Source organism: Ralstonia sp. 25C (assembly GCF_051904805.1).
In the GTDB taxonomy this organism is placed as follows: Bacteria; Pseudomonadota; Gammaproteobacteria; order Burkholderiales; family Burkholderiaceae; genus Ralstonia.
In genome coordinates, this window is record NZ_CP196738.1 from 360245 (window position 1) to 379847 (window position 19603).

Consider the following 19603-nt stretch of genomic DNA (forward strand, 5'->3'; position numbering starts at 1 on the left):
ATGCGACAAACGACTTATTGTGACAGCGGGTATGCGGAAAACTAATGCCATACCGCCATCGCGCGCGCCAGGCGCTGCCACGCAAGGGAATGCGGCAACATCGGCAAAATCTGATGCCAACGGCGCCCACTCACTTTTCCGACGATTCCGAATGCCCTCCGCGGAGCACGCAGCTAAGGTGGCGCGCGCCGGCCGCGTCAGGCCCCGCACATCACAACGAGAGAACATGCCCCATGCGACGCCTGCCCTCGCTGATCGCCCTGCGATTTTTTGAAGAGACCGCGCACCACCTGAGTTTCAGCCGTGCTGCCACGTCACTGTGTGTGACACAGGGCGCGGTGAGCCGCCAGATCCGCCTGCTGGAAGATGCGCTGGACGTGCGGCTTTTCGAGCGCGATCACAAAGGCATCTGCCTGACCGATGCCGGACAGCGGCTGCTGCCGTTTGTCGAACAGGCCTTCAATGCCATCGAGTGCGGCATTGGCGAAATCGCCTCCACGCCGGCAGGCACGCGGCGTCGGCTCACCGTGTCGATGCCGCCGACATTGGCAACGCAATGGTTCTCGCCGCGGCTTCGGGCGCTGGCAGAGGTGCAGTCAGAAGTCGAACTGTCGATCCGCACCAGCGCCGATGAGGATTGCGATTGCCACATCCGCTTTGGCCGTGCCGCGCAGCCCGGCATGCATTCCGAACGGCTGATGGTGGAGCAGCATGCGCTGGTGGGAGCGCAGCAGTTTGCCACCGAGCCGCTGGACGTATTGCTGGCCAAGCTGCCGCCGCTACACGTGCTGCACGAAGGCAAGCGGCTGACGCTGTGGGCCGACTGGCGCGCCCAGGCTGGCTTGCCCGTTCTGCACGCAAACGATGACATTGAGTTTTCCACGCTGGAACAGGCTATCCATGCGGCACGCAAGGGGGTGGGCCTGGCGGTGGTCGATCTCAACATGATTGAAGAAGAGATAGCCGCTGGCAGCCTCGTGCAGTTATCGCCAGTACGCGTGGTCGGCCCGTTCGGCTATTGGCTGGACATTACCCCGACCAGCGCCACGGCCGAACATGTACGTGTGTTCGGCACGTGGCTGCGTGATCAGGTCGCGGAGGTCAGTGCCCCGCAGCCTGGTTGAGCGTGAGGTGCTTGGTTTCGGGCGCCCACGCAATCGAGACAATCATGCCCAGCAGCAGAACGCCGGCCAGCACAAACATCGTCGCGTGAAAGCCCAGCGTGGCAATGCTCACAGGCAGCAGGAATGTACCGACCGCCGAGCCCAACCGGCTGACTGCCACGGCAAGGCCCACCCCGGTGGCACGCACATCCGTCGGGAAGCATTCCGGCGGAAACACCCCCACCAGGTTGCTGAATGCCGACATCGTGAGCGTGAACACGCCAAACGCCACGATCATCGCCAGCGACGCCGACTCCGGCAGGATGGCCAGCGCCACCAACGCCGCGCAGCACACCGCAAATGAGCCGATCAGGAACCCGCGGCGTGACAGCTTGATCGTCAGCCAGACACCGATCAACGCGCCCAGCACGAGGAAACCATTCAGCAGCAAATCCGTGCCGAAACCCTGCGACAGGCCAATGACATTCAGAATCGTCGGCAGGAACGTGTAGATGGCGAAATACGGAATCACCAAGCAAACAAAGAACGCGCAATTGAAAATCGTGCGGCGGATCAAGTCCTTCTGGAACAGACGCGAGAAGCTGGCGTGCTCATGCCGATCGGTGGAACCATCCAGCACGACGTTGGGACCGAAGTGCTTAGTGATGATGGCGCGCGCCTCCTGCACACGCCCCTGCCCCACCAGCCAGCGCGGCGATTCTGGCGTGCCCATGCGCAGGATGAGCACGATGACTGCAGGCACCGCAGCCGAGGCCAACAGCCAGCGCCATGCATCGGGCGACGATTCGGCATACATCATGCCGAGCACGTTCGCCGCCACGTAACCGATCGTCCAGATCACGCTGAAAGAGCCCAGCAGCGTGCCGCGATGCTTGCGCGGCGAGAACTCCGCCAGGATCGCGTGACCAACGGCAAAATCACCACCCATACCAAAGCCGATGAGCAGGCGCAGCATCAGCAGTTCCAGCGGCGACGTGACGAAGAACTGCGCAAACGCCGCCACCGAGATGATGACGAAGCTGGTGAGGAAGATCTTCTGCTGGCCCACTCGGTCGGACAGCCAACCGAACACCAGACTCCCAAAGAAGATGCCCAGCAGCGCCGAACTGCCAAGCATGCCCATCCAGAACGCATCGAGCGGCATCTGTTTGTTGAGCCCCGCCAGGGCATAGCCCACGGTGCCCAGCGTAAAACCCTCGGTCAGATGCGCACCGAACGTCAGGCCCGCCATCTTGATATGGAAACGGTTGAGCGGAACATCGTCCAGGCCGATGCGGCCCTGTCGCTCCACGTGTTCGGCAGCGCGCGACGGCGGCATCGCGCCATCGGCATAGTGGACATGGGATTGGGTCATGGCTCCTCCTGTGTTGTTCGTTGTTATGGGAAACGTGCGGGAAACATGCGGGTACAGGCGCCGCTGCGAGAGAGGGGTGGCGCCGCGCAACCCCCAGAGGGCGTGCGGCGCGGTCGTCGGTACAGCGTGTGCCGGCCCGACTTATCGGCCGAGCCCCGCCATCAGCGTGTACTTCAGCTCGACGTATTCGTCGATGCCGTACTTCGAGCCTTCGCGGCCGAGGCCCGATTGCTTCACGCCGCCGAACGGGGCGACTTCGGTTGAGATGATTCCGTCGTTGACGCCGACCATGCCGCTTTCCAGCGCCCCGGACACACGCCAGGCGCGACCCAGATCGCGCGTGTAGAAATACGCGGACAGACCGAACGGCGTGTCGTTGGCAACGGCGATCGCCTCTTCCTCGGTCTGGAAGCGGAAGCAACCGGCAACCGGGCCGAAGGTTTCTTCCTGAGCGACCAGCATCTCGGGTGTCATTCCGGTCAGCACGGTCGGCTCATAGAACGTGCCGCCCAGCGGATGGCGCCTGCCACCCGTCGCGATCGTCGCGCCCTTGGTGGTGGCATCGGCCACGTGCGATTCCACCTTGGCCAGTGCGGCGGCGTTGATGAGCGGACCTTGATCGACTTCCCCCGCCAGCGCATTGCCGACCCGCAGTTTGCGCACGGCGTCGGCCAGCTTGTGCGTGAAGGCGTCGTACACGCCGTCCTGCACCAGGAAGCGGTTCACACACACGCAGGTCTGCCCGGTGTTGCGGAACTTCGAAGCCATGGCGCCTTCCACCGCGGCATCGAGGTCAGCATCGTCAAACACGATGAACGGCGCGTTGCCACCCAGCTCCAGCGACAGCTTCTTCAGCGTGTCGGCCGACTGCTTGGCCAGCAACTTGCCCACGCGCGTCGAGCCCGTAAACGACAGCTTGCGCACCACGGGCGATTCCGTCATCACCGTGCCGATGGCCACTGCGTCGCCCGAGACGACGTTGAACACCCCCGCCGGCACGCCTGCGCGTTCGGCCAGCACGGCCAGCGCAAACGCAGACAGCGGTGTTTCTTCCGATGGCTTGAGCACCATCGTGCAGCCGGCCGCCAGGGCGGGGCCCGCCTTGCGCGTGATCATCGCCAGCGGGAAATTCCACGGCGTGATGGCTGCCACCACGCCGATCGGTTCGCGCGTGACCACGATCTGCGCGTTCGGTTTCGGGCTGGGAATGACGTCGCCGTACATGCGCTTGGCTTCTTCGGCAAACCACTCCAGGAAGCTTGCCGCATAGGCGACCTCGCCCTTGGCTTCGGCCAGCGGCTTGCCCTGCTCGCGCGTCAGCAACTCGGCCAGCGCGTCACGGTTTTCCAGCATCAGCTCGCCCCAGCGCTTGACGCGTGCACCGCGCTCCCTGGCGGTGAGTGAGCGCCAAGCCGGCAGGGCGCGCTCGGCGGCATCGATGGCCTGTTGGGTTTCGGCGGCGCCGCCCTTGGCAACTTGCGCGATCGTCTCGCCCGTCGCCGGGTTGAGCACTGGGTAGGTGGCTGCACCCGTCTGCGGCGCATACCACTCGCCGCCGATGTAATGGCCAGTCTTGAGAAATTCGCTCATCGTCAGTTCCTTACTGTGCAGCGAAGCTGCTTTGCGCCGGACGCGGCTCACGCGCAATACGCTGGCCGGCCGTGTAGTCGTTGATGAGGTCGCAAGGCGTGTAATTGCGCTCCAGCTCGTGGAACTCGTCTTGGGTCAGTTTGGTTTCAAGCGCGCCGAGTGCACTGTCGAACTGCGCGACTGAGTCAGCCCCCACCAGCATGCTGGCGATGCCCGGACGGCTCAGCACCCAAGCCTGCGCGATCTGTGCCGGCGGCACGCCGCGGCGCTTGGCCACCCGTGCCAGCGATTCGGCAATCGCCAGCGATGCGGCATCGCCATACATCTGCGCAGTGAAGAAGTCGGTCTGGTTGCGCGTCGATTGCGCTTCGCAGCTCAGCAGGCCGCGCGCGAGCGGGCTGAACACCGACACGCCGACGCCCTGGTCGATGCAGTACGGAATCATTTCGCGCTCTTCCTCGCGATACGCCAGGTTGAGCTGCAGCTGCATGTTGATCGGCTTGTGCCAACCATTGCGCTCGCACACCTGCATGATCTTGGCGAACTGCCACGTGTACATGGTCGACACCCCGATGTAACGCGCCTTGCCCGCGCGCACGATGTCGTTCATCGCGCTCATGGTTTCTTCCACGGGCGTGTGCACGTCAAAGAAATGCAGCATGTACAGGTCGACGTAATCCATGTCGAGACGCCGGAGCGACGCATCGATGCCATCGAGAATGTGCTTGCGCGAATGGCCACCCGCGTTGGGGTAATCGCCCATGTCGTAACCGACCTTGGTGGTGACGACAATCTCTTCGCGGCGGGCCAGCCGCTTCAGGATGCGGCCGACCACTTCTTCGCCCACGCCGGTCGAATAGAAGTCGGCCAGGTCGATGAAGTTGACACCGGCTTCGAGCGCGTGGCGCACGATTGGCTCGCTTTGCGCCTCATCGAAAATCCAGGGCTTCCATTGCGGCGTGCCCATGTTCATGGTGCCGAGGCACAGGCGGGAGACCCGCAGGCCGGATTGGCCCAGGCGAACGTATTCCATCTGGGTCTCCTCAGGCTTGCTTGGGCGTGTAGAACGGGTTCGACACTGCCCGCGCGGCGGCAAACACGGCCTCCTTGCGCGGCAGGCCTTCCATGGCCGCGATGATGGCGTTGCGGCAGGCGTTGTAGTTGTTCTCGAACACGGCGTCGAGGTTGTCGGTTCCCGGGTTCACCCAGTTGGCCGTCACGAGCACCCAGTCGTTTTCGGCTTCCGGCGGCAGCGTGCCGTTTTCCAGCGCTTCGGCCACAGCCTTGGCGATACCGGCTTGCGAAGCGCCCCACGTGGCGTTGCCGTGGAAATCGTTCACGATCTGCGCCTTGTTCACATACAGCGTGAGCGGCTTGGTCGGCACGCCCGGCTGCGCGATCACCACGAATGGGGCATGCCCAGCGGACGGCGTCGCCAACGCGGTCGAGAACGCCTGGCCTGCCGGACCGTTGCGCGGGCCGATCAGCACGTTGATGTGCGCGAGGTTGACGCCGGGGCCTTCAAAGCCTTCGCCGATATAGAGCTGCTTCTGGGTGGTGGTCATTGCGGAGTCTCGTCGATGAGTTGGACTCGCGCATTGTGTCGGCGCCCAATTGGCGCGGGGAAGCGACGTATTTTGATGAGGGGGTATGAGGGGGCCACATATTCGGGATGAGCCCGATGGCGCCCCTAGCCGCCCTACGTCGCAACACGGCACCCTCTCTGTAGAGGGCTCGGAAGACACTTCCGTAGCCAACCGGATCGGTACGACTAGGCACACGGCAGTCCGTCGGGCACGACTTGGAACTCCTGTGGTACGGTTGACAGCATCAGGCTCGCGGCCAAGTCCAAGCTCGGCATGCGGACCACATTGATGTGCGCTTGAGGAGAACAACGCCCCGTGAGTGATGCGAAACAGAACGCGCGACGCACGCTTCGGACAGACAAGGTTGCCACCAGCCGGGCACTGCGCCTGAGCGTGCCCCCGGAGGCGCGCCCTGCCCCGGTGAGCCGGCAAGACTGGCTGCGGCAGCGCAAAGAGCAATTGCAGGCCGCCCGCGCTGCCGCCAAACAGCGGCGCGATCGCCTCAAAGCTGAAATCCTGTCGGCCGCACAGGACGTTGCCCGGGAGGAACGCGTGGCCGCCAAGCTGGAAGCCGACCGCCAGAAGGCCGAAGCCAAGGCCGCGGATATCCACGCCAAGGAAAATGCGCGCGCTGCTGCCAAATTCGAGCGCGGCAAAACCGCCCGCCCCCCCTCCCAACGAAAAACGCTGCAGAAGGGCAAACGCAAACTCGTCTCGTACGCAGATCTGCTACGCATGCGCGGCTGACCTTCGCGTCGTCGCCTCCCGTCAACAGCCCGCCATCACAGCCCCCACCGGGCGTCCAGCCGGGCTGTAGTTTTTTCAAATCCTGCCGATAACCGTACTGTCGCTTTCCGGCAGAAGGGCTGTGCGCTCGCTGCCTGGGCGAATAATGCTTCGAATCGGCCCGCACTCAGCCCCAAAAGATAGACGCACGGCATCTGCCGACCTGCCGCCCCAACATGCCCCTTCGCCCCTTCGCCCAAAGGCTCACAACGCTGGCCGGTCATCACCCTTTTATCGTCGGTGCGCTGGGCACGCTACTGACGCTGGTGGTGCTGTCCATCAGCGCGCTGACCCTGTGGGCCGATCGCGAAACCGCCATCGAACACGCCCACGGCATGTCGAAGAACGTGGCCGCGGTTCTGTCGAGCCACATCTCCCGCACGGTGGAGTCGGCCGACCAGTCCCTGCTCACACTGGTTGCCGCGCTGGACAGGCCCAGCATCCGCGCTCTGCCCCCCGACGTGCGACATGACCTGTTGTTTAACCGAACCTCCACCCAGTACCTGACCGGCATGGGTGTGACCGACGACAAAGGCATGCTCATCGACGGCTGCTGCTCCGCCACACACCACTGGGATTTCAGCGACCGCGACTATTTCATCGCCCAGCGCGACTCCGCAAACGTTGGCTTGTACGTATCTAACGTCTATCGTGCGCGATCACGCGGCGGCATCGAAGCCATTGCGCTCAGCCGACGGATCAACCGGCCGGATGGCTCTTTCGGCGGCACTGCGCTGGTCGCGATCGACCTGGAGTACTTCCAGCAACTGCTGTCGAAGCTGGATGTGGGCCCGCACGGCGTAACGGCCATTGTCCGTACCGACGGCTCGCTCGTCGCCCGAAACCCACCGTCGAATAAAGCGCGCTCGTTGAACTACAGCAAATCGCTGACGTTTCCGCGCATGGTGAATCAGGAGTCCGGCGTCTATGTCGCGCCGTCTGCCAGCGACGGCCTGCTGCGGCAGTACACGTTCCAGCGCGTGCCGGGCACGCCGTTCATCGCCGTGGTGGCGCCTGCCATGTCCGATGCGCTGGCCTCGTGGACGCGGCTGGCGTGGGTGGTCGGGCTGTCGTCACTGCTGGTGAGCCTGGCCTTCTGCGGCGGCGTGTGGCTCCTCGCGTTTGCCCTGCGTGGGCGTGTCAAGGCGGAGCACCATCTGCGAGAGCTCACCCAGATCGACGCGCTTACCGGGCTGAAGAACCGCCGCGCCCTCGACACCGCGCTCGACAACGAGTGGGACCGCCTGCAGCGCAACGGCAGTTGTCTTTCCGTGCTGTTTGTGGATGCCGACAACTTCAAGCGGTACAACGACGCGTACGGCCATGCACTGGGCGACACCGCGCTCCAGCATCTCGCCAACTGCATCAACAAGCACGTGCGCCGGCGTGGTGACTTGGCAGCGCGATACGGCGGAGAAGAGTTTGTGCTCGTGCTGCCCGACACCGACGAAGCGGGCGCCATGCAGATCGCCGAAGGCATCCGCGCAGAAGTCGAAGGCTCCTGCCCAACAGACGGCCATCAACCCTTGGCACCGTTCACGGTGAGCGTGGGTTGCGCCACGGCGCGGCGGTCGAGCTTCCCATCACTCGAGGCCTTGACCAAAGCCGCGGATGTCGCGCTGTACGAAGCCAAGCGCAGCGGTAGAAACCGCGTGGCGTGCGCTCCGGTGGAAGCGCAGCCCTGATCGCCGATGCGGCCGGCGCTACGCCAGCAACGTCAGCGCGGCATCCAGTGACAGCACCGTCGTGCGAGATTCAAACGCCGTGGCAAACAGATGCGCGTGCACGACCTCGTCGGGGTCGTAGCAGCAATCCTTGACGGTAAAGATGCGGTAGTCCGCATCGCTCGCATGCGCAACGGAGGACAGCATCACGCCCGTCGACGCAATGCCCACCATGATGAGCGTGTCGACACCCTGGGCGGACAGCCGCACGCCAAGATCCGTCCCGAAGAACACGCTGGCGCGATGCGCGAGGATGAGCGGCTCATCCGGCCGCCGCTCGAGTTCCGGGGAAATGCGGTCGTGCACGAACAAACCCAGTTGCTTCACGCCCTGCCCGTTCTTGTTCAACGGGCTGACTTCGGGATAGCCGGGGCTGAAGTGAAACTGCGCGAAATACACGTGCACCCCCTTGGCCCGCGCCGCATCACACAACTGGCGCGTATTGGCCAGCAACGCCGGGGTGACCGACGGAAACAACCCCGTGATGTCGGTCTGATAATGCATGACCAAAAGCGCGGTTTTGGACGGGAGGATGCTAGGGATGTGCATGGCGGTGTGCGTGAATGGCCGGCGACGTCACAAGGCTAGGCGAAAAACAATGCGATTGAATTCCGCCTACAGCCGGCCCGCTCCAGGAAACTGACGCCCTTTGTCAGGGCCCGGCCAACCGCGTTCAGGCCGCGGCCTGAAGCACCGCGTCTTGCTGATCGCCGCCCAGAATCTCGACCAGATCCGCCAGCATCCGCCCCAATTCCCCCGTCATCAAGGCGAAATCGGACTCGAAGCGTTCGTCGTCGTTTTGCGCGGTGGGGTCTTCGGCTTCCTTGATCACGTCGAGCGGCGTGATGCGCTTGATCGTGAGCGACGGCGTCAGCACGAAGGAGACGCGGTCATCCCACGTCATCGCCAGGCGCATGCATTGCTTGCCGGCTTCGATATGCCGGCGCATGTCTTCCGCCTCCAAAGCGTGGCCGACGTATCGCACCGTGGCGCCGCCTTCACCGGTTGAACGCAGCTCGGCGTCCTGGTCGACAGTGAACCCGCCCGGCGCCTCTCCGGAGAGCAGCCACTCCGTCATCGCGGCCACCGGCGAATGCGCCACGCGCACGCTGACGAGCGGCAACTGGTCGACCGATTTGACGAGCAGGCCACGAACGTCGTCCGCCAGCGTCTGCGAAGCGGCGTCGATGACGAGCCAGCCGTTGACGGGGTCGATCCACACCCGGGTGTCACGGCGAATACTGAACGCGCGCGGCAGCAACTCGTCGGTCACCTGCTCCTTGAGTTCGCGCAGCTGTTTGCGCCCGGGCTTGAAGCCTTGCTGCTCCTCCAGCTCCTGCGCGCGGGCTTTGGTCACCTGGTTGATGACCGATGCCGGCAAGAGCTTCTTTTCAGCGCGGAACGTGAGCAACATCTGCCGATTGGTGGAATACACCAGCGCGCCATCGTCACGCGGCGATGCCCATCCGGCGGTCTGCTTTTCGACGCTGTTGCCCGGTTGAAACGCGTGGGGCGCCAGCCATTTTTCAAGCTGATCAGGGGTAACGGCCCACGGTGCCGGAAGACGATGAACCTGAAGATTCTTGAACCACATGGGAGTACGGGCAAAGAGCGCGATTCTAAAGGATCGCGGCGCCCTCCTCCCAATGGTGGAGATGCTGCTCGGCGTTTGGGGCATTTTTCCCGGCGCGCCGAGCGTTTTGTCGCGCTTTGCTCAGCCGGACTGCGGCTGTTAGGCGTTCACTGCAACAGATGCGCATCCACATCCAACGCAGCTTCCGCAGCGCCGCCCATCAGGCCGCGGTAGTAGAGATGCACGCCAACGGCCAGCGAGTCATGGCGAATCTCGTGCAGCGCGCGCCAGGCCTCGGTAGGGTCTTGGAACACGAGGTAACGGGCCTCGCTTTCCACCAGCGTGGCCACGCCGTGAAGTCCATGGCGATGCAGCGCTTCAACCAGGCTATCCAGACTGCGGTGCGTGCGGGCGTCGGTGTGCGGATACAGCATGTGCAGCACCGCGATGCGCTGGGATGACTGCGCGGTAAACGCAGCAACGATATCCCCATGCTGGAGGGCGGAGACGGTGTTATTGGTCTTGGAATCGACGGATGGGAGCGCTGTATCAGGCGTTGTATTCATGGCATACCTTCTTGGGGTCGTCAGCAAAGTGACGGTCACTTCAAGGTACGAGGCGCCACTCGATATTGCAATGCACAAAAACGGAACGCATTGTTCCGTTCTCTGAGCGGAACTTGCGATCGACAAGGCTGCATGCAGCAGCAATCCGGGCCGACTACCATGCGAACAGTGGCTTTGCGGGCCAAGCAGCGGCTGGCACGACCGCAGCATCCACCATGACGAGGGCTGACGATGTCTGAGCGCGACACAAAACTCCACGGAAGCTGGCGACTGGTCTCTTTTGAGACCGAGCTTCAGAACGCAAAGGAACGTACGCAACCGTGGGGCGCGGATCCCAAGGGGGCGCTCATGTTTGGCGAGGACGGGCGAATGATGGTGCTCGTCACCGCAAACGCGCGGGAGCCCGGGAACACCGACGAGAAACTGGCCGCCCTTTTCCGCACGGTGATGGCCTATACGGGGCGGTATCGGATCGATGGCGATCGGTTCATCACCACGATCGACGCCTCCTGGAATGAAGCCTGGAACGGCACCGAGCAGGAGCGCTTCTACACGCTGGATAGGGACGCGCTCGAAATCCGTACCGCGTGGATGCCGAATCCGCTGGTTGCGGGGAGTCCGATAGGCAGAGGCGTCCTGAGCTTCCAGCGTGAGTAGCGTTCCCGGCAAACCCCAGTTCGCGAACACGTCATTCCGGCCCACCATCATGCACAGCCCAACCCTCACGTTCACCGACCAGGAAGCCTGGGAAGCCTGGCTCGAAGCCCACGCAGAGGACGTGCCGGGTGTTTGGCTGCGCATTGCCAAGCGATCAGCCGAACAACCCACGCTTTCATACGCACAGGCACTGGAGAGCGCCCTATGTTACGGGTGGATTGACGGGCAAAAGCAGGCGGAGAACGCGCACTACTGGCTGCAGCGATTTACGCCGCGAACCGCAAAAAGTATCTGGTCCAAGATCAACAAGGCAAAAGCCGAAGCGTTGATCTCCGCCGGAAGGATGCGCCCCACAGGGCTTCGTGCGATCGACCAAGCCAAGCGCGACGGGCGGTGGGAGGCGGCCTATTCCTCTGCGAGTACATCGACCGTACCCGATGATCTGCAGCAGGCTCTCAACGCCAACCCGAAGGCCAAGCAGTGCTTCGCGACCCTGAATAGCCAAAACCGGTACGCCATTCTCTTCAGAATCCAGAACGTCAAGAAAGCCGAAACACGCGCAAGGAAGATCGCTCAGTTCATTGACATGCTGAACAAGGGTGAAAAGCTTCACCCCTAGCATTCGAGGAGCAATCAGCCAAGCCGCCTGTTGGCCTCAATGTCCGGTCTTCCCGCTTGCTCGATTGAACTACCCTCGGATCACCAAGTGCGAACGAAGCGGCCGTTATACGCCACGTGATCCCGCAAGTCTGAGATCCCCTTGCCAAGCCTGCACGCAGGCATCCAGGGTATGGTCGCCCTGCACCGTATTTGCGTAGAGGCTGTCTCGAATGACTTGTCCCACTGCCAAACGGCAAAAGGTCTCAACGTTACGCGTGGCGGCAGATAAGACATCCGAGGCGCTCGCCAACACCCGGAAGGACCGCCTTCCTTCCCCCACGAAACTGGTGAATTGCGCACAGTTCGGGTGCCCGTCGTTGCAAAAGCCAACGGTGATGGAATACGCCATGCCTTTCTTCTCGCCCGGAAGCGTACAGAGAAAGCTCCTCTTGTCGGACGCATGGGTCGTCTTGTCTTCGGGCTGGTCACGCATGCAACACTCCTCTCCAACGCAATATCCAAAAGGGCTGTGGGCCAGCGAAACATCGCGCCCGTTACAGCGACACGACCGATTCGCCCACCACCAGACCATTGATGACGTCTTCGCCAAACTTCAGCGCTCCCCGCCTCGCCGTGCCGACGTTCTCCCACGCGGCAAGCGTCACGCGGAACACGCGCGAATGCTCCGTTCCAGGTGGATGACCTTCGCGGCAGATCACTACGGACGCGTTGAATGTGCGGTCGGGGCGCTTTCGCGGCCATGACTGGACCGTCTCCGTCCTATACACCGACGGATACAGGTCGAACCCCTTGTACGTGGCTGACGGGCTTGCATTCATGAATGACTCCAACTCGTAGGGGCACAATCGAAGCCCAACGCATCGATGGTGCGCGGGTGGTTACGAATCCACACCCAGATCATCGACGGTAATCATGAGCGCCCGATCTCCCAGGTCTGTCTGAGCATGCATACCCAGGCGCGCCCGTAGAACGCGGTCCAGCATGCATTGCAGCTGACACAGGTCTTGCTGATCCGCGTGCAGCAACTGATTCATGACATCGTGCGTGAATGCAATCGTGAGCGTTCTCACACGCCAGATGCGGCTATCGAGTTCGGGTACCTGCCAGTTGGCTGCCAGCGTATGCGGACCGGCGCTCCAGGTCCGCACATCCTGCCCGGTAATTTCATCGAGCACCGGCTTGGTGAACGCGACAAGGTCGAGCATCACGGATCTCCATGACCTACATCGCGAGTCGAAGCATCAACGGACAGGCGTTCGTGTGCGGAACGGGCGAAGATGACAGCGTGCAGAGCTTGATCCAGCGGAGGAGGCGCCACCGAGCGCTGTGATCTCAAGTGCGGATAACCGTGCTTCGTACCAACAAATGCAAGACTTGGCGCGCCATTGTTGGTGCCCCACTGTACTCCTATAACTGCACGGCGACGTCACTATCTTTCGGGAGCCCCAAACACGATGTTTGCGCCATGTCGGGCGCGGGCCCATATGTGGGGGACAAAAAAAAACCCCGCGTGGCGGGGTTTTTTTTACTGCGGGCGAGCGCGATCAGATTGCTGCAATCTTGGTCGCGACCGGGCCCTTTTGGCCTACGCCGGACACAAAGCTAACCTTCTGCCCTTCTTGAAGCGACTTGAAGCCGTTGCCTTGAACCTCGGAGAAATGCGCGAACAGATCGTTGCCGCCTGCATCCGGGGTGATGAAGCCGAAGCCCTTGGAGTCGTTGAACCACTTGACGATACCGGTTTCCATGTTGGATTCCTTAAATGTTCTGGATGAGCCCATGCTCTCCAGGCATGACAATCAAGGAAGGAACAAAGAGAAAAAGGTGTCGCTTGGTGTGACAGCCCAAAACATCGGAGTAACTGCTTGAAAAGCCTGCGGCGCATTTTTTACCGGCATCCCAAGGTTTTGTCAACGAAAAAAAGCAGTCCACCTCGAAATAACGCACAAATGTGGTTGCGCCCGCGCTTTGCTTGCCCGCTTCACGTTGCGCGTGCCTCGCCGCAGGGGTTGCGAGAAGCTGTTACCATGCTCCACCTTCTGCCCGTTTCTCGAATGGATCGGGCCGGGTGCCGAGCCAGACAAGACAACACAACGCCGGCCCCGTCGGGCGTACACCCGAATCGTCCTGGGCCACGCAGCCCATCACCACCAGACCGGCGGGTTATCCGCTCCGTATCCGACGCGCATGTACTAGGCGCGCCTGCGTACGCAAGTACGGTCACCTCGCCGCCAATGGCTTGCGCCTCACATCGATGTGGATGGCACAACAGCATTGGCCTTACCCATCGTGGCGTACGTCTCAGCACGCAGTGGTTTGCCCAGTCGCACCACGCCTGCCATTGGCCGTCGCCCGAAACCAAGCAGTCGATTGAACCCAGTCCAAGTCCCATCCCCCTACACGGTGTCCGTGTACCCGATCGAGCAAGAACCAGGCGTCTGGTTTGCCACCTACCTCATCAGTGAGTACAGCGATGGCGTGGAACGCATCCTCGCCAACGTCTCGATGCGCCACAACGTCCACGGCACGGAAGCACGCGCAAGACATGCAGCCAGGCGCGCAGGAAGCGCCGCCGTCGCACGTCTGGCAACCCAACACAAGAACTGAACCACGCAGGCCGCCCGTGGCGGCTTTTCCGCTTGCTGCAGCAGGCCAACCCAACGTTAATGAGAAGGAAATCACCATGTCTGTGAGCGATGAATGGGAAGAGTTGCATCTCACGCCCGACGGCTGGAAAGATGGCAGCTACCGGCATGAGCCGGGGGATGCTGTCATCGTCGTACCGCCGGCCGACGATGTGCTCACGGTGCGCAGGCATGTGGCTGCCGTGTATGGCGGCCCGTCACGCGTGACGGAAGACAGAACACCGCGCACCCATGACATGAGCCAGATCGAGCAATTGCTGTTGAAATATGGCGCGCCCGTCTTTGGCGTCTGAGGCAAAAGATGCAACGGACGCATGCCCGTGCGTTACATTGGGTCCACGTTATTTAAGAGAGGAATTCGCATGACACTCTGCCGCCCCTGCCTTGCCATTGAAGTCGGTCGACTTGGTGCGTCAGGCCATGCCCTCCTGAGAATCACCGACACACAGCGCATCAAAGCCTCCAAGACTGCGGCCGTCACGGTGAGCACGTTCACTTGCACCACCTGCGGCGCGCACTGGACCTATCGCGAAGGGAAAAACGTGCCCAACGCAGGGTGGACGCTGGAACAGTAAGCGTCTGGCTCGCGTCACTCGCCGCTGCTGTTTTGCGAGACCGTCTGCCACGCTGCCGAACACCCCACGCGCATGAGCGGACAAACAAAAAAGGGCGACCACTCGGTCGCCCTTTTCCTTGCCGTGGGTACCCCCGCTAGCGGGACTTCTTCGCGATGTCCTTCGCGGCTTCCTTGACGTCACCCGCGTCCTTGCGCGCTTGGCCGCCGGCCTGCTGAAGGTCACCCTTCAGCTCGCGTGCGGGATTGTTCGTCACTTTGCCTAGGGCCTCGTTGGCCTTGCCCTTCATTTTCTCGACAGTACCCTTCACTTGATCCTTGTTCATGGTCTGGTCCTTTGAAAATGCGCACTTGCGCACAGGGAGTGGGTAGCAGCGAGCGTGCCAGGGGCGCTGCGTTACCGGTGACCGTCTTATGTTGGGGCCTTCGCTACGCAGACTCAAGCGCGGAAACCGCCGCCCGCAAGGCCAGCAGGTAGCTCTGCACGCCGAACCCGCAGATCTGCCCGCTGACGAGGTCGGCAAACACCGAGTGATGCCGAAACGGTTCGCGCGCGTGAATGTTGGACATATGCAGTTCGACGACGGGGCACGTCAGAATCGCCAGCGCATCGCGGATGCCGTAGCTGTAGTGCGTCCAAGCTCCCGCATTGATCAGCACAGCATCCTTGCCCTCCTCGAAGGCGCGATGAATGCGTTCGCACATCGCGCCTTCGCTGTTGGTCTGGAACGATTCCACTTGCACGCCCAGCTCGCCGCCCAGGGCCTGCAACTTGCTGTCGATCTCGGCTAGCGTGATGGTCCCGTACTGCGCGGGGTCACGCTTACCGAACATGTTGTGATTGATGCCGTGCAGCATCAGGATGCGCTTCATGCAAACCTCTGTGGTGGGTTCAGATCCGTTCAGATCAGTCGAGGGGAACGGTGAGTCGATCGATCACGGGGCGGGTATCCGGACGCACGCCACGCCACCAGACAAACGCTTCCGCAGCCTGTTCGACCAGCATGCCGACGCCGTCTGCGATGTTACGCACACCCGCGTTGCGCGCGAGCCGCAGAAACGGCGTCAGCCGTTTGCCATACGCCAGTTCGTAGGCCATCCCTTCGGGGCTGAAGATGCTCGGTGGAACGGGCGGCAGATCGCCTGTGAGGCTGGCGGACGTGGCATTGACGACCAAGTCAAAGCGCGCCATCGCCTCTAGGTCGGCGTACCCGCAAGCGACGATCGGGCCGCGCCCGGCAACCTGCGCGGCCAGTGCCTGCGCCTTGGCGACGTCGCGGTTCGCGATGACCAACTGCGCCGGCCCCGCCGCCAGGAACGGCAGCAAGGCGCCACGCGCCGCACCACCGGCACCCAGCAGCAGCACGCGCTTGCCAGCCATCGGCAGCCCCAGGTTGATCTCGATGTCACGCACCAGCCCAATGCCGTCGAAGTTCTCGGCCAGGATGCGGCCACCCTCGAACTTCAGTGCGTTCGCGGCACCCGCCAACGTGGCGCGCTCGCTGCGCTCGTCGGCCATCGCAAACGCCTTGAGCTTGAACGGCGCCGTGACGTTCATGCCCTTGCCGCCGCCGGCAGCGAACGTACGCACGACATCGGCGAACGCCGTGTCCGGCTCGACCGGCCCTTCGATGGCCGTGTACTGCATGTCTTGTTGCGCCGCCTGCGCAAAGAGACCGTGAATAAGCGGAGATTTGGTGTGTGAGATCGGGTTGCCGATCACCGCATAGTGGTCAGTCATCATGAGGCTCGCTTCGAGTAAAGAACGCCATCGGCCTGCATCGCCTGAATCTCGTCAGGGTCGAAACCCAGCGTGCGCGCGACTTCAACGTTGTGCTCGCCCAGATCAGGGGCGACGTCGCGGATGGTCGTATCGCAATCGGAAAACTTGAACGGCAGGTTGGGCAGGCGCAACGTTCCATAGCGCGGATGCTGCTGCTCGACCACCATGCCGCGGGCTTGAATTTGCGGATCGGCCAGCACCTCGTCGATGCGCTGGACCTTGGCGCACGGCACATCGATGCCATCCAGCAGTTCCAGCACCAATGCCACGGGGCGTGCTGCTACCCAGGGCTCGACCACGGACAGAATCTCCGCCCGGTGCGCGTTGCGGCCGACGCTGTCATGGAACCGCTTGTCGGCGCCGAAGCCCGCTGGCCCGCCATGCGCTTCGACCAGCGCAGCGAAGCGCTTCCATGCATCGTCGACCTGCGCGGCAATCACCAGATCCGCATCCGCCGCGCGGAACACACCATAGAGGGTCGAGGTGGGCATGTCGTGCCCGGTCTGCTCGGGCAGCACGCCCTGCAGGGTGTAGCACTGCACCGCGTATTCGTGCATCGACACCAGCGTGTCGTACAACGCCATGTCGATGTGCTGCCCTCGCTGGCTCTTCACCCGCCCCAGCAGCGCGGCGTTGATGGCGGCCACGGCGTGGATACCCGTGTACATGTCACCGAGCGAGATGCGCAGCAGCGGCGGCCGTTCACCCGGCGTGCCGACCATCTGCATGATGCCGCTCTTGGCTTCGGCAATCAGCCCGAAACCAGCGCGATGTGCATCCGGCCCGGTATGTCCGTAGGCCGAGATGGAGCAATAGACCAGGCCCGGATTGCGCGCCGACAGCTCGGCGTAGCCCAGCCCAAGCTTGTCCAGTGCACCCGGTCGGTAGTTCTCAATGAACACGTCGGCGGAATCGCACAGCCGCTGCATGAACGCCTTGCCGCGCGGGTCCTTCATGTTGACGCTCACGCCGCGCTTGCCCATGTTGAGCTGCAGGAAATAGCCGCTTTGCTCGTCGTCGAGCACAGTGGCGTGCTGGCGGCCGGCATCGCCGGTGCCGGGGCGTTCGACCTTGATCACTTCGGCGCCGAGCGCAGCCAGGCATCGACCGACATAGGGGCCGGCGAGAAAGTGGCTGTAATCGACAACGCGAATACCTTCGAGTGGGCGCGCCTGCATCAGAACGCTCCCGGCCGACGCGGCACCATCAGGCGGTGTTCACCGCGTTGCACGACCTGGCCATCTTGATTGATCAGCTCCGAGGGCAGCACGACGATGCCCCAACCCGGCCGGCTCTTGCTCGCCCGCATCTCCCCCACCCGGAACTTCACGTGCAAGACGTCGTTGACCTTGATCGGCAGCAGGAAATCCCACGTCCAACCGAGCGACATGCCGGGCAGGAAGCGATAGTCGCTCTGTGTCTTCAAGCCATCCGCAATCGACAGGCCGAACAAGCCATGCGCGACGATGCAGCCGAAGTGGCTGGCATTAGCGTAGGCCTCGTCGACATGCACGGGTGTGTGGTCGCCGGTGAGGTCGGCGTAAGCGAGGATGCGTTCCTTCGTGACCGTGTAGCTCGGGCTCACGCACGTGTCGCCCTCGCTGGCGTCATCCCAGTATTTCTCAACGATGGTCATGTTCATGCCTGCGCACGGGGGTTGATTGCCAAGGCCTGCGTCACGCACGACGCAGGCTTGGCCTGGATGAGTTCGACCGCCAGACCGTCTGGCAAGCGCAGCCAGTTGCGGCCCTGCGGCATTTCGGTCACGCCAAAGTCTTGCGCCAAGGCCAGCGCTGCTTCGAGGTCTTCGCACATCACACCCAGGTGGGCGAGTCGGCCTTCGGGGCCTTCGAACTCGGGGGCATGGATGAACTGCAGGCCACCGAGCGTCCAGTACTGCCGGGGCGCTTCATGCATGCCGTCGATCTCGCGCAGGGTCATGCCGAGCACGTCTTCGAAGAAGCGAATGTGCCAGTGGATGTCCTTCACCCAGATGGCGACGTGTTCCACATAGGCCTTGGGTGTGCTCATGCGGTGGTCTCCTTGTGCTGTCGTTGTTGGTCGGCCAGTTGGTCGGCCATGCTGCGCTCGATCCCCTTGATGCAAGCGACCAGCGTGGCATTGACGGGCGTCGGCACACCGTACCGCTGTCCGCAACGCACAACCGAACCGTTGATGAAATCGACCTCGGTGATCGTCCCTTTCTCCAGGCTTTGCAGCATCGAGGTCTTGAAAGCGGCTGGCAGGCCTTCGGCGGCCAGGGTCCATGCCTGCTCGGGGTCCGTCATCGAGAGCTTCACGCCCGCGGCCTGTGCCGCTGCGATGGCCTCGGCCACGGCCGCAAGCGAGGTCGCCTTGAGCAACGGCTCGTCGTAGAGCTGGCCGTAGGTCAAGCGCGTGATGCCCGTGAGCGCGCCGGTGGCCACGTTGACGAGCAGCTTGTCCCACATCGTGCCGACGATGTTGTCGGTGACCGTGGTCGCCAGCCCGGCGGCATTGAAGGCTTCCGCCACAGCCTGCACGCGCGGCGTCAGACGGCCATCCAGTTCGCCGATGTAGGTGGCCTTGCCAACCACACCCGATTGAATATGCGCGGGGCCCCGCATCACCCCGCCAACATAGGTCTTGCCTGCCAGCACGCGTTCACGGCCCACGATGTCGGCGAGGATCTCTTCGTGCCCGAGGCCGTTCTGCAGCGACAGCACCAGCGTGTCGGGGCCGACCAGATCCACCGCACCGCGCATGGCGGCATCGGTCTCGAATGATTTGACCAGCACGATCACCAGCTCCGCGACCCCAACCTCTGCCGCACGCGTCGCCGCACGCACCTGGATGCGTCGTGTGCCCTGGGCATCGTCCACCCGCAGGCCTTCGCTTCGCATGGCGTTGACGCGGTCCGGTGAGCGGACAATCAGCCAGGTCTCGTGGCCGGCTTCAGTGAGGGTGGCCCCTATGGCGCAGCCCAGTGCGCCGGCACCCAGAATCGCAATCTTCAATGGCGTCTCCTTCTCGTGTGGTTG

General features: G+C 62.9%; 26 protein-coding genes. 8 read left to right on the forward strand and 18 right to left on the reverse strand.

Annotated elements, in window-relative coordinates:
- Positions 1-233 precede the first annotated feature (233 nt).
- Complete coding sequence (locus tag ACS7SF_RS20090; protein WP_439893901.1) at positions 234-1124, forward strand: LysR family transcriptional regulator; 891 nt, start codon at positions 234-236, stop codon at positions 1122-1124.
- Here ACS7SF_RS20090 and ACS7SF_RS20095 read toward each other — a convergent pair.
- The 4 genes from ACS7SF_RS20095 to fae form a co-directional block, all read right to left on the reverse strand.
- On the reverse strand, positions 1102-2442 hold the full coding sequence (locus ACS7SF_RS20095; RefSeq protein ID WP_439894434.1) for an MFS transporter: 1341 nt from the start codon (positions 2440-2442) through the stop codon (positions 1102-1104). The genes ACS7SF_RS20090 and ACS7SF_RS20095 overlap by 23 nt on opposite strands.
- 177 nt (positions 2443-2619) lie before the next feature.
- The gene (locus ACS7SF_RS20100; protein WP_439893902.1) at positions 2620-4068 is read right to left on the reverse strand and encodes an NAD-dependent succinate-semialdehyde dehydrogenase; all 1449 of its coding nucleotides are present in this window, start codon (positions 4066-4068) and stop codon (positions 2620-2622) included.
- A 10-nt stretch (positions 4069-4078) separates the two neighbouring features.
- Positions 4079-5101: an aldo/keto reductase gene (locus ACS7SF_RS20105; protein ID WP_439893903.1), complete on the reverse strand. Its 1023-nt coding sequence runs from the start codon at positions 5099-5101 to the stop codon at positions 4079-4081.
- A gap of 10 nt (positions 5102-5111) precedes the next feature.
- A complete protein-coding gene (gene fae, locus ACS7SF_RS20110) occupies positions 5112-5633 on the reverse strand; it encodes a formaldehyde-activating enzyme (RefSeq protein WP_439893904.1) in 522 nt (173 codons plus the stop codon).
- 336 nt (positions 5634-5969) lie between these two features.
- Between fae and ACS7SF_RS20115 the strand changes: the two genes are divergently transcribed.
- Positions 5970-6401, forward strand: a complete 432-nt coding sequence (locus tag ACS7SF_RS20115) for a hypothetical protein (RefSeq protein ID WP_439893905.1) — start codon at positions 5970-5972, stop codon at positions 6399-6401.
- 215 nt (positions 6402-6616) lie between these two features.
- A complete protein-coding gene (locus tag ACS7SF_RS20120) occupies positions 6617-8125 on the forward strand; it encodes a diguanylate cyclase (RefSeq protein ID WP_439893906.1) in 1509 nt (502 codons plus the stop codon).
- 18 nt (positions 8126-8143) lie between these two features.
- Here ACS7SF_RS20120 and ACS7SF_RS20125 read toward each other — a convergent pair whose 3' ends face one another.
- The 3 genes from ACS7SF_RS20125 to ACS7SF_RS20135 all read right to left on the reverse strand — a co-directional run bounded on the left by ACS7SF_RS20125 (position 8144) and on the right by ACS7SF_RS20135 (position 10303).
- Positions 8144-8713 (reverse strand): isochorismatase family cysteine hydrolase, encoded by a 570-nt coding sequence (locus ACS7SF_RS20125; protein WP_439893907.1) that lies wholly within the window; start codon positions 8711-8713, stop codon positions 8144-8146.
- Between the two features lie 124 nt (positions 8714-8837).
- A complete protein-coding gene (locus tag ACS7SF_RS20130) occupies positions 8838-9758 on the reverse strand; it encodes a recombination-associated protein RdgC (RefSeq protein ID WP_439894435.1) in 921 nt (306 codons plus the stop codon).
- Positions 9759-9904: 146 nt separating this feature from the next.
- Positions 9905-10303 (reverse strand): hypothetical protein, encoded by a 399-nt coding sequence (locus ACS7SF_RS20135; protein WP_439893908.1) that lies wholly within the window; start codon positions 10301-10303, stop codon positions 9905-9907.
- 231 nt (positions 10304-10534) lie between these two features.
- Between ACS7SF_RS20135 and ACS7SF_RS20140 the strand changes: the two genes are divergently transcribed.
- Both ACS7SF_RS20140 and ACS7SF_RS20145 read left to right on the forward strand, forming a co-directional pair.
- Complete coding sequence (locus ACS7SF_RS20140; RefSeq protein ID WP_439893909.1) at positions 10535-10960, forward strand: lipocalin-like domain-containing protein; 426 nt, start codon at positions 10535-10537, stop codon at positions 10958-10960.
- Positions 10961-11009: 49 nt separating this feature from the next.
- Complete coding sequence (locus tag ACS7SF_RS20145; RefSeq protein WP_439893910.1) at positions 11010-11579, forward strand: YdeI/OmpD-associated family protein; 570 nt, start codon at positions 11010-11012, stop codon at positions 11577-11579.
- 105 nt (positions 11580-11684) lie between these two features.
- Here ACS7SF_RS20145 and ACS7SF_RS20150 read toward each other — a convergent pair whose 3' ends face one another.
- The 4 genes from ACS7SF_RS20150 to ACS7SF_RS20165 form a co-directional block, all read right to left on the reverse strand.
- Positions 11685-12053 (reverse strand): hypothetical protein, encoded by a 369-nt coding sequence (locus tag ACS7SF_RS20150; protein WP_439893911.1) that lies wholly within the window; start codon positions 12051-12053, stop codon positions 11685-11687.
- Between the two features lie 61 nt (positions 12054-12114).
- Positions 12115-12399 (reverse strand): hypothetical protein, encoded by a 285-nt coding sequence (locus ACS7SF_RS20155; protein WP_439893912.1) that lies wholly within the window; start codon positions 12397-12399, stop codon positions 12115-12117.
- A 60-nt stretch (positions 12400-12459) separates the two neighbouring features.
- Positions 12460-12786, reverse strand: a complete 327-nt coding sequence (locus tag ACS7SF_RS20160) for a hypothetical protein (protein ID WP_439893913.1) — start codon at positions 12784-12786, stop codon at positions 12460-12462.
- A 339-nt stretch (positions 12787-13125) separates the two neighbouring features.
- Positions 13126-13329 carry a cold-shock protein gene (locus ACS7SF_RS20165; protein ID WP_048933461.1) on the reverse strand — a complete coding sequence of 68 codons (204 nt, stop codon included), beginning with the start codon at positions 13327-13329 and terminating at the stop codon, positions 13126-13128.
- A gap of 622 nt (positions 13330-13951) precedes the next feature.
- On the opposite strand from ACS7SF_RS20165, the gene ACS7SF_RS20170 reads away from it, so the two are divergent.
- The 3 genes from ACS7SF_RS20170 (at position 13952) to ACS7SF_RS20180 (ending at position 14801) form a co-directional block, all read left to right on the forward strand.
- Positions 13952-14188, forward strand: a complete 237-nt coding sequence (locus ACS7SF_RS20170) for an isochorismatase (protein WP_439893914.1) — start codon at positions 13952-13954, stop codon at positions 14186-14188.
- A 76-nt stretch (positions 14189-14264) separates the two neighbouring features.
- Positions 14265-14519, forward strand: a complete 255-nt coding sequence (locus ACS7SF_RS20175) for a translation initiation factor 1 (protein WP_439893915.1) — start codon at positions 14265-14267, stop codon at positions 14517-14519.
- Between the two features lie 69 nt (positions 14520-14588).
- On the forward strand, positions 14589-14801 hold the full coding sequence (locus ACS7SF_RS20180; RefSeq protein WP_439893916.1) for a hypothetical protein: 213 nt from the start codon (positions 14589-14591) through the stop codon (positions 14799-14801).
- Between the two features lie 136 nt (positions 14802-14937).
- Here ACS7SF_RS20180 and ACS7SF_RS20185 read toward each other — a convergent pair whose 3' ends face one another.
- The 7 genes from ACS7SF_RS20185 to ACS7SF_RS20215 all read right to left on the reverse strand — a co-directional run bounded on the left by ACS7SF_RS20185 (position 14938) and on the right by ACS7SF_RS20215 (position 19579).
- Positions 14938-15126, reverse strand: coding sequence for a CsbD family protein (locus tag ACS7SF_RS20185; RefSeq protein WP_439893917.1), 189 nt, complete (start codon positions 15124-15126; stop codon positions 14938-14940).
- A 103-nt stretch (positions 15127-15229) separates the two neighbouring features.
- Positions 15230-15673: a type II 3-dehydroquinate dehydratase gene (gene aroQ / locus ACS7SF_RS20190; protein ID WP_439893918.1), complete on the reverse strand. Its 444-nt coding sequence runs from the start codon at positions 15671-15673 to the stop codon at positions 15230-15232.
- A 34-nt stretch (positions 15674-15707) separates the two neighbouring features.
- Positions 15708-16541, reverse strand: a complete 834-nt coding sequence (gene aroE / locus ACS7SF_RS20195) for a shikimate dehydrogenase (RefSeq protein ID WP_439894436.1) — start codon at positions 16539-16541, stop codon at positions 15708-15710.
- Positions 16541-17761, reverse strand: coding sequence for a CaiB/BaiF CoA transferase family protein (locus tag ACS7SF_RS20200; protein WP_426399894.1), 1221 nt, complete (start codon positions 17759-17761; stop codon positions 16541-16543). Before ACS7SF_RS20200 ends, aroE begins: the two co-directional genes overlap by 1 nt.
- The gene (locus tag ACS7SF_RS20205; RefSeq protein WP_439893919.1) at positions 17761-18219 is read right to left on the reverse strand and encodes a MaoC family dehydratase; all 459 of its coding nucleotides are present in this window, start codon (positions 18217-18219) and stop codon (positions 17761-17763) included. The genes ACS7SF_RS20200 and ACS7SF_RS20205 overlap by 1 nt, the downstream gene beginning before the upstream one ends.
- Positions 18220-18221: 2 nt before the next feature.
- Entirely contained in the window at positions 18222-18614 is a 393-nt protein-coding gene (locus ACS7SF_RS20210; protein WP_439893920.1) for a VOC family protein, read from the reverse strand.
- Positions 18611-19579, reverse strand: coding sequence for a ketopantoate reductase family protein (locus ACS7SF_RS20215; protein ID WP_439893921.1), 969 nt, complete (start codon positions 19577-19579; stop codon positions 18611-18613). The genes ACS7SF_RS20210 and ACS7SF_RS20215 overlap by 4 nt, the downstream gene beginning before the upstream one ends.
- Positions 19580-19603: the final 24 nt, after the last annotated feature.

Excerpts from the sequence above, each read along its gene's own strand:
- ACS7SF_RS20095 (WP_439894434.1), bottom strand. The coding sequence starts at position 2,442 with ATGCCGCCGTCGCGCGCTGCCGAACACGTGGAGCGACAGGGCCGCATC.
- ACS7SF_RS20200 (WP_426399894.1), bottom strand. The coding sequence starts at position 17,761 with ATGCAGGCGCGCCCACTCGAAGGTATTCGCGTTGTCGATTACAGCCAC.
- ACS7SF_RS20155 (WP_439893912.1), bottom strand. The coding sequence starts at position 12,399 with ATGAATGCAAGCCCGTCAGCCACGTACAAGGGGTTCGACCTGTATCCG.
- ACS7SF_RS20120 (WP_439893906.1), top strand. The coding sequence starts at position 6,617 with ATGCCCCTTCGCCCCTTCGCCCAAAGGCTCACAACGCTGGCCGGTCAT.
- ACS7SF_RS20165 (WP_048933461.1), bottom strand. The coding sequence starts at position 13,329 with ATGGAAACCGGTATCGTCAAGTGGTTCAACGACTCCAAGGGCTTCGGC.
- ACS7SF_RS20205 (WP_439893919.1), bottom strand. The coding sequence starts at position 18,219 with ATGACCATCGTTGAGAAATACTGGGATGACGCCAGCGAGGGCGACACG.
- ACS7SF_RS20150 (WP_439893911.1), bottom strand. The coding sequence starts at position 12,053 with ATGCGTGACCAGCCCGAAGACAAGACGACCCATGCGTCCGACAAGAGG.
- ACS7SF_RS20160 (WP_439893913.1), bottom strand. The coding sequence starts at position 12,786 with ATGCTCGACCTTGTCGCGTTCACCAAGCCGGTGCTCGATGAAATTACC.
- ACS7SF_RS20180 (WP_439893916.1), top strand. The coding sequence starts at position 14,589 with ATGACACTCTGCCGCCCCTGCCTTGCCATTGAAGTCGGTCGACTTGGT.
- ACS7SF_RS20140 (WP_439893909.1), top strand. The coding sequence starts at position 10,535 with ATGTCTGAGCGCGACACAAAACTCCACGGAAGCTGGCGACTGGTCTCT.
- ACS7SF_RS20130 (WP_439894435.1), bottom strand. The coding sequence starts at position 9,758 with ATGTGGTTCAAGAATCTTCAGGTTCATCGTCTTCCGGCACCGTGGGCC.
- aroQ (WP_439893918.1), bottom strand. The coding sequence starts at position 15,673 with ATGAAGCGCATCCTGATGCTGCACGGCATCAATCACAACATGTTCGGT.
- ACS7SF_RS20185 (WP_439893917.1), bottom strand. The coding sequence starts at position 15,126 with ATGAACAAGGATCAAGTGAAGGGTACTGTCGAGAAAATGAAGGGCAAG.
- ACS7SF_RS20175 (WP_439893915.1), top strand. The coding sequence starts at position 14,265 with ATGTCTGTGAGCGATGAATGGGAAGAGTTGCATCTCACGCCCGACGGC.
- ACS7SF_RS20145 (WP_439893910.1), top strand. The coding sequence starts at position 11,010 with ATGCACAGCCCAACCCTCACGTTCACCGACCAGGAAGCCTGGGAAGCC.
- ACS7SF_RS20210 (WP_439893920.1), bottom strand. The coding sequence starts at position 18,614 with ATGAGCACACCCAAGGCCTATGTGGAACACGTCGCCATCTGGGTGAAG.
- ACS7SF_RS20100 (WP_439893902.1), bottom strand. The coding sequence starts at position 4,068 with ATGAGCGAATTTCTCAAGACTGGCCATTACATCGGCGGCGAGTGGTAT.
- ACS7SF_RS20135 (WP_439893908.1), bottom strand. The coding sequence starts at position 10,303 with ATGAATACAACGCCTGATACAGCGCTCCCATCCGTCGATTCCAAGACC.
- ACS7SF_RS20125 (WP_439893907.1), bottom strand. The coding sequence starts at position 8,713 with ATGCACATCCCTAGCATCCTCCCGTCCAAAACCGCGCTTTTGGTCATG.
- aroE (WP_439894436.1), bottom strand. The coding sequence starts at position 16,541 with ATGACTGACCACTATGCGGTGATCGGCAACCCGATCTCACACACCAAA.
- fae (WP_439893904.1), bottom strand. The coding sequence starts at position 5,633 with ATGACCACCACCCAGAAGCAGCTCTATATCGGCGAAGGCTTTGAAGGC.
- ACS7SF_RS20090 (WP_439893901.1), top strand. The coding sequence starts at position 234 with ATGCGACGCCTGCCCTCGCTGATCGCCCTGCGATTTTTTGAAGAGACC.
- ACS7SF_RS20105 (WP_439893903.1), bottom strand. The coding sequence starts at position 5,101 with ATGGAATACGTTCGCCTGGGCCAATCCGGCCTGCGGGTCTCCCGCCTG.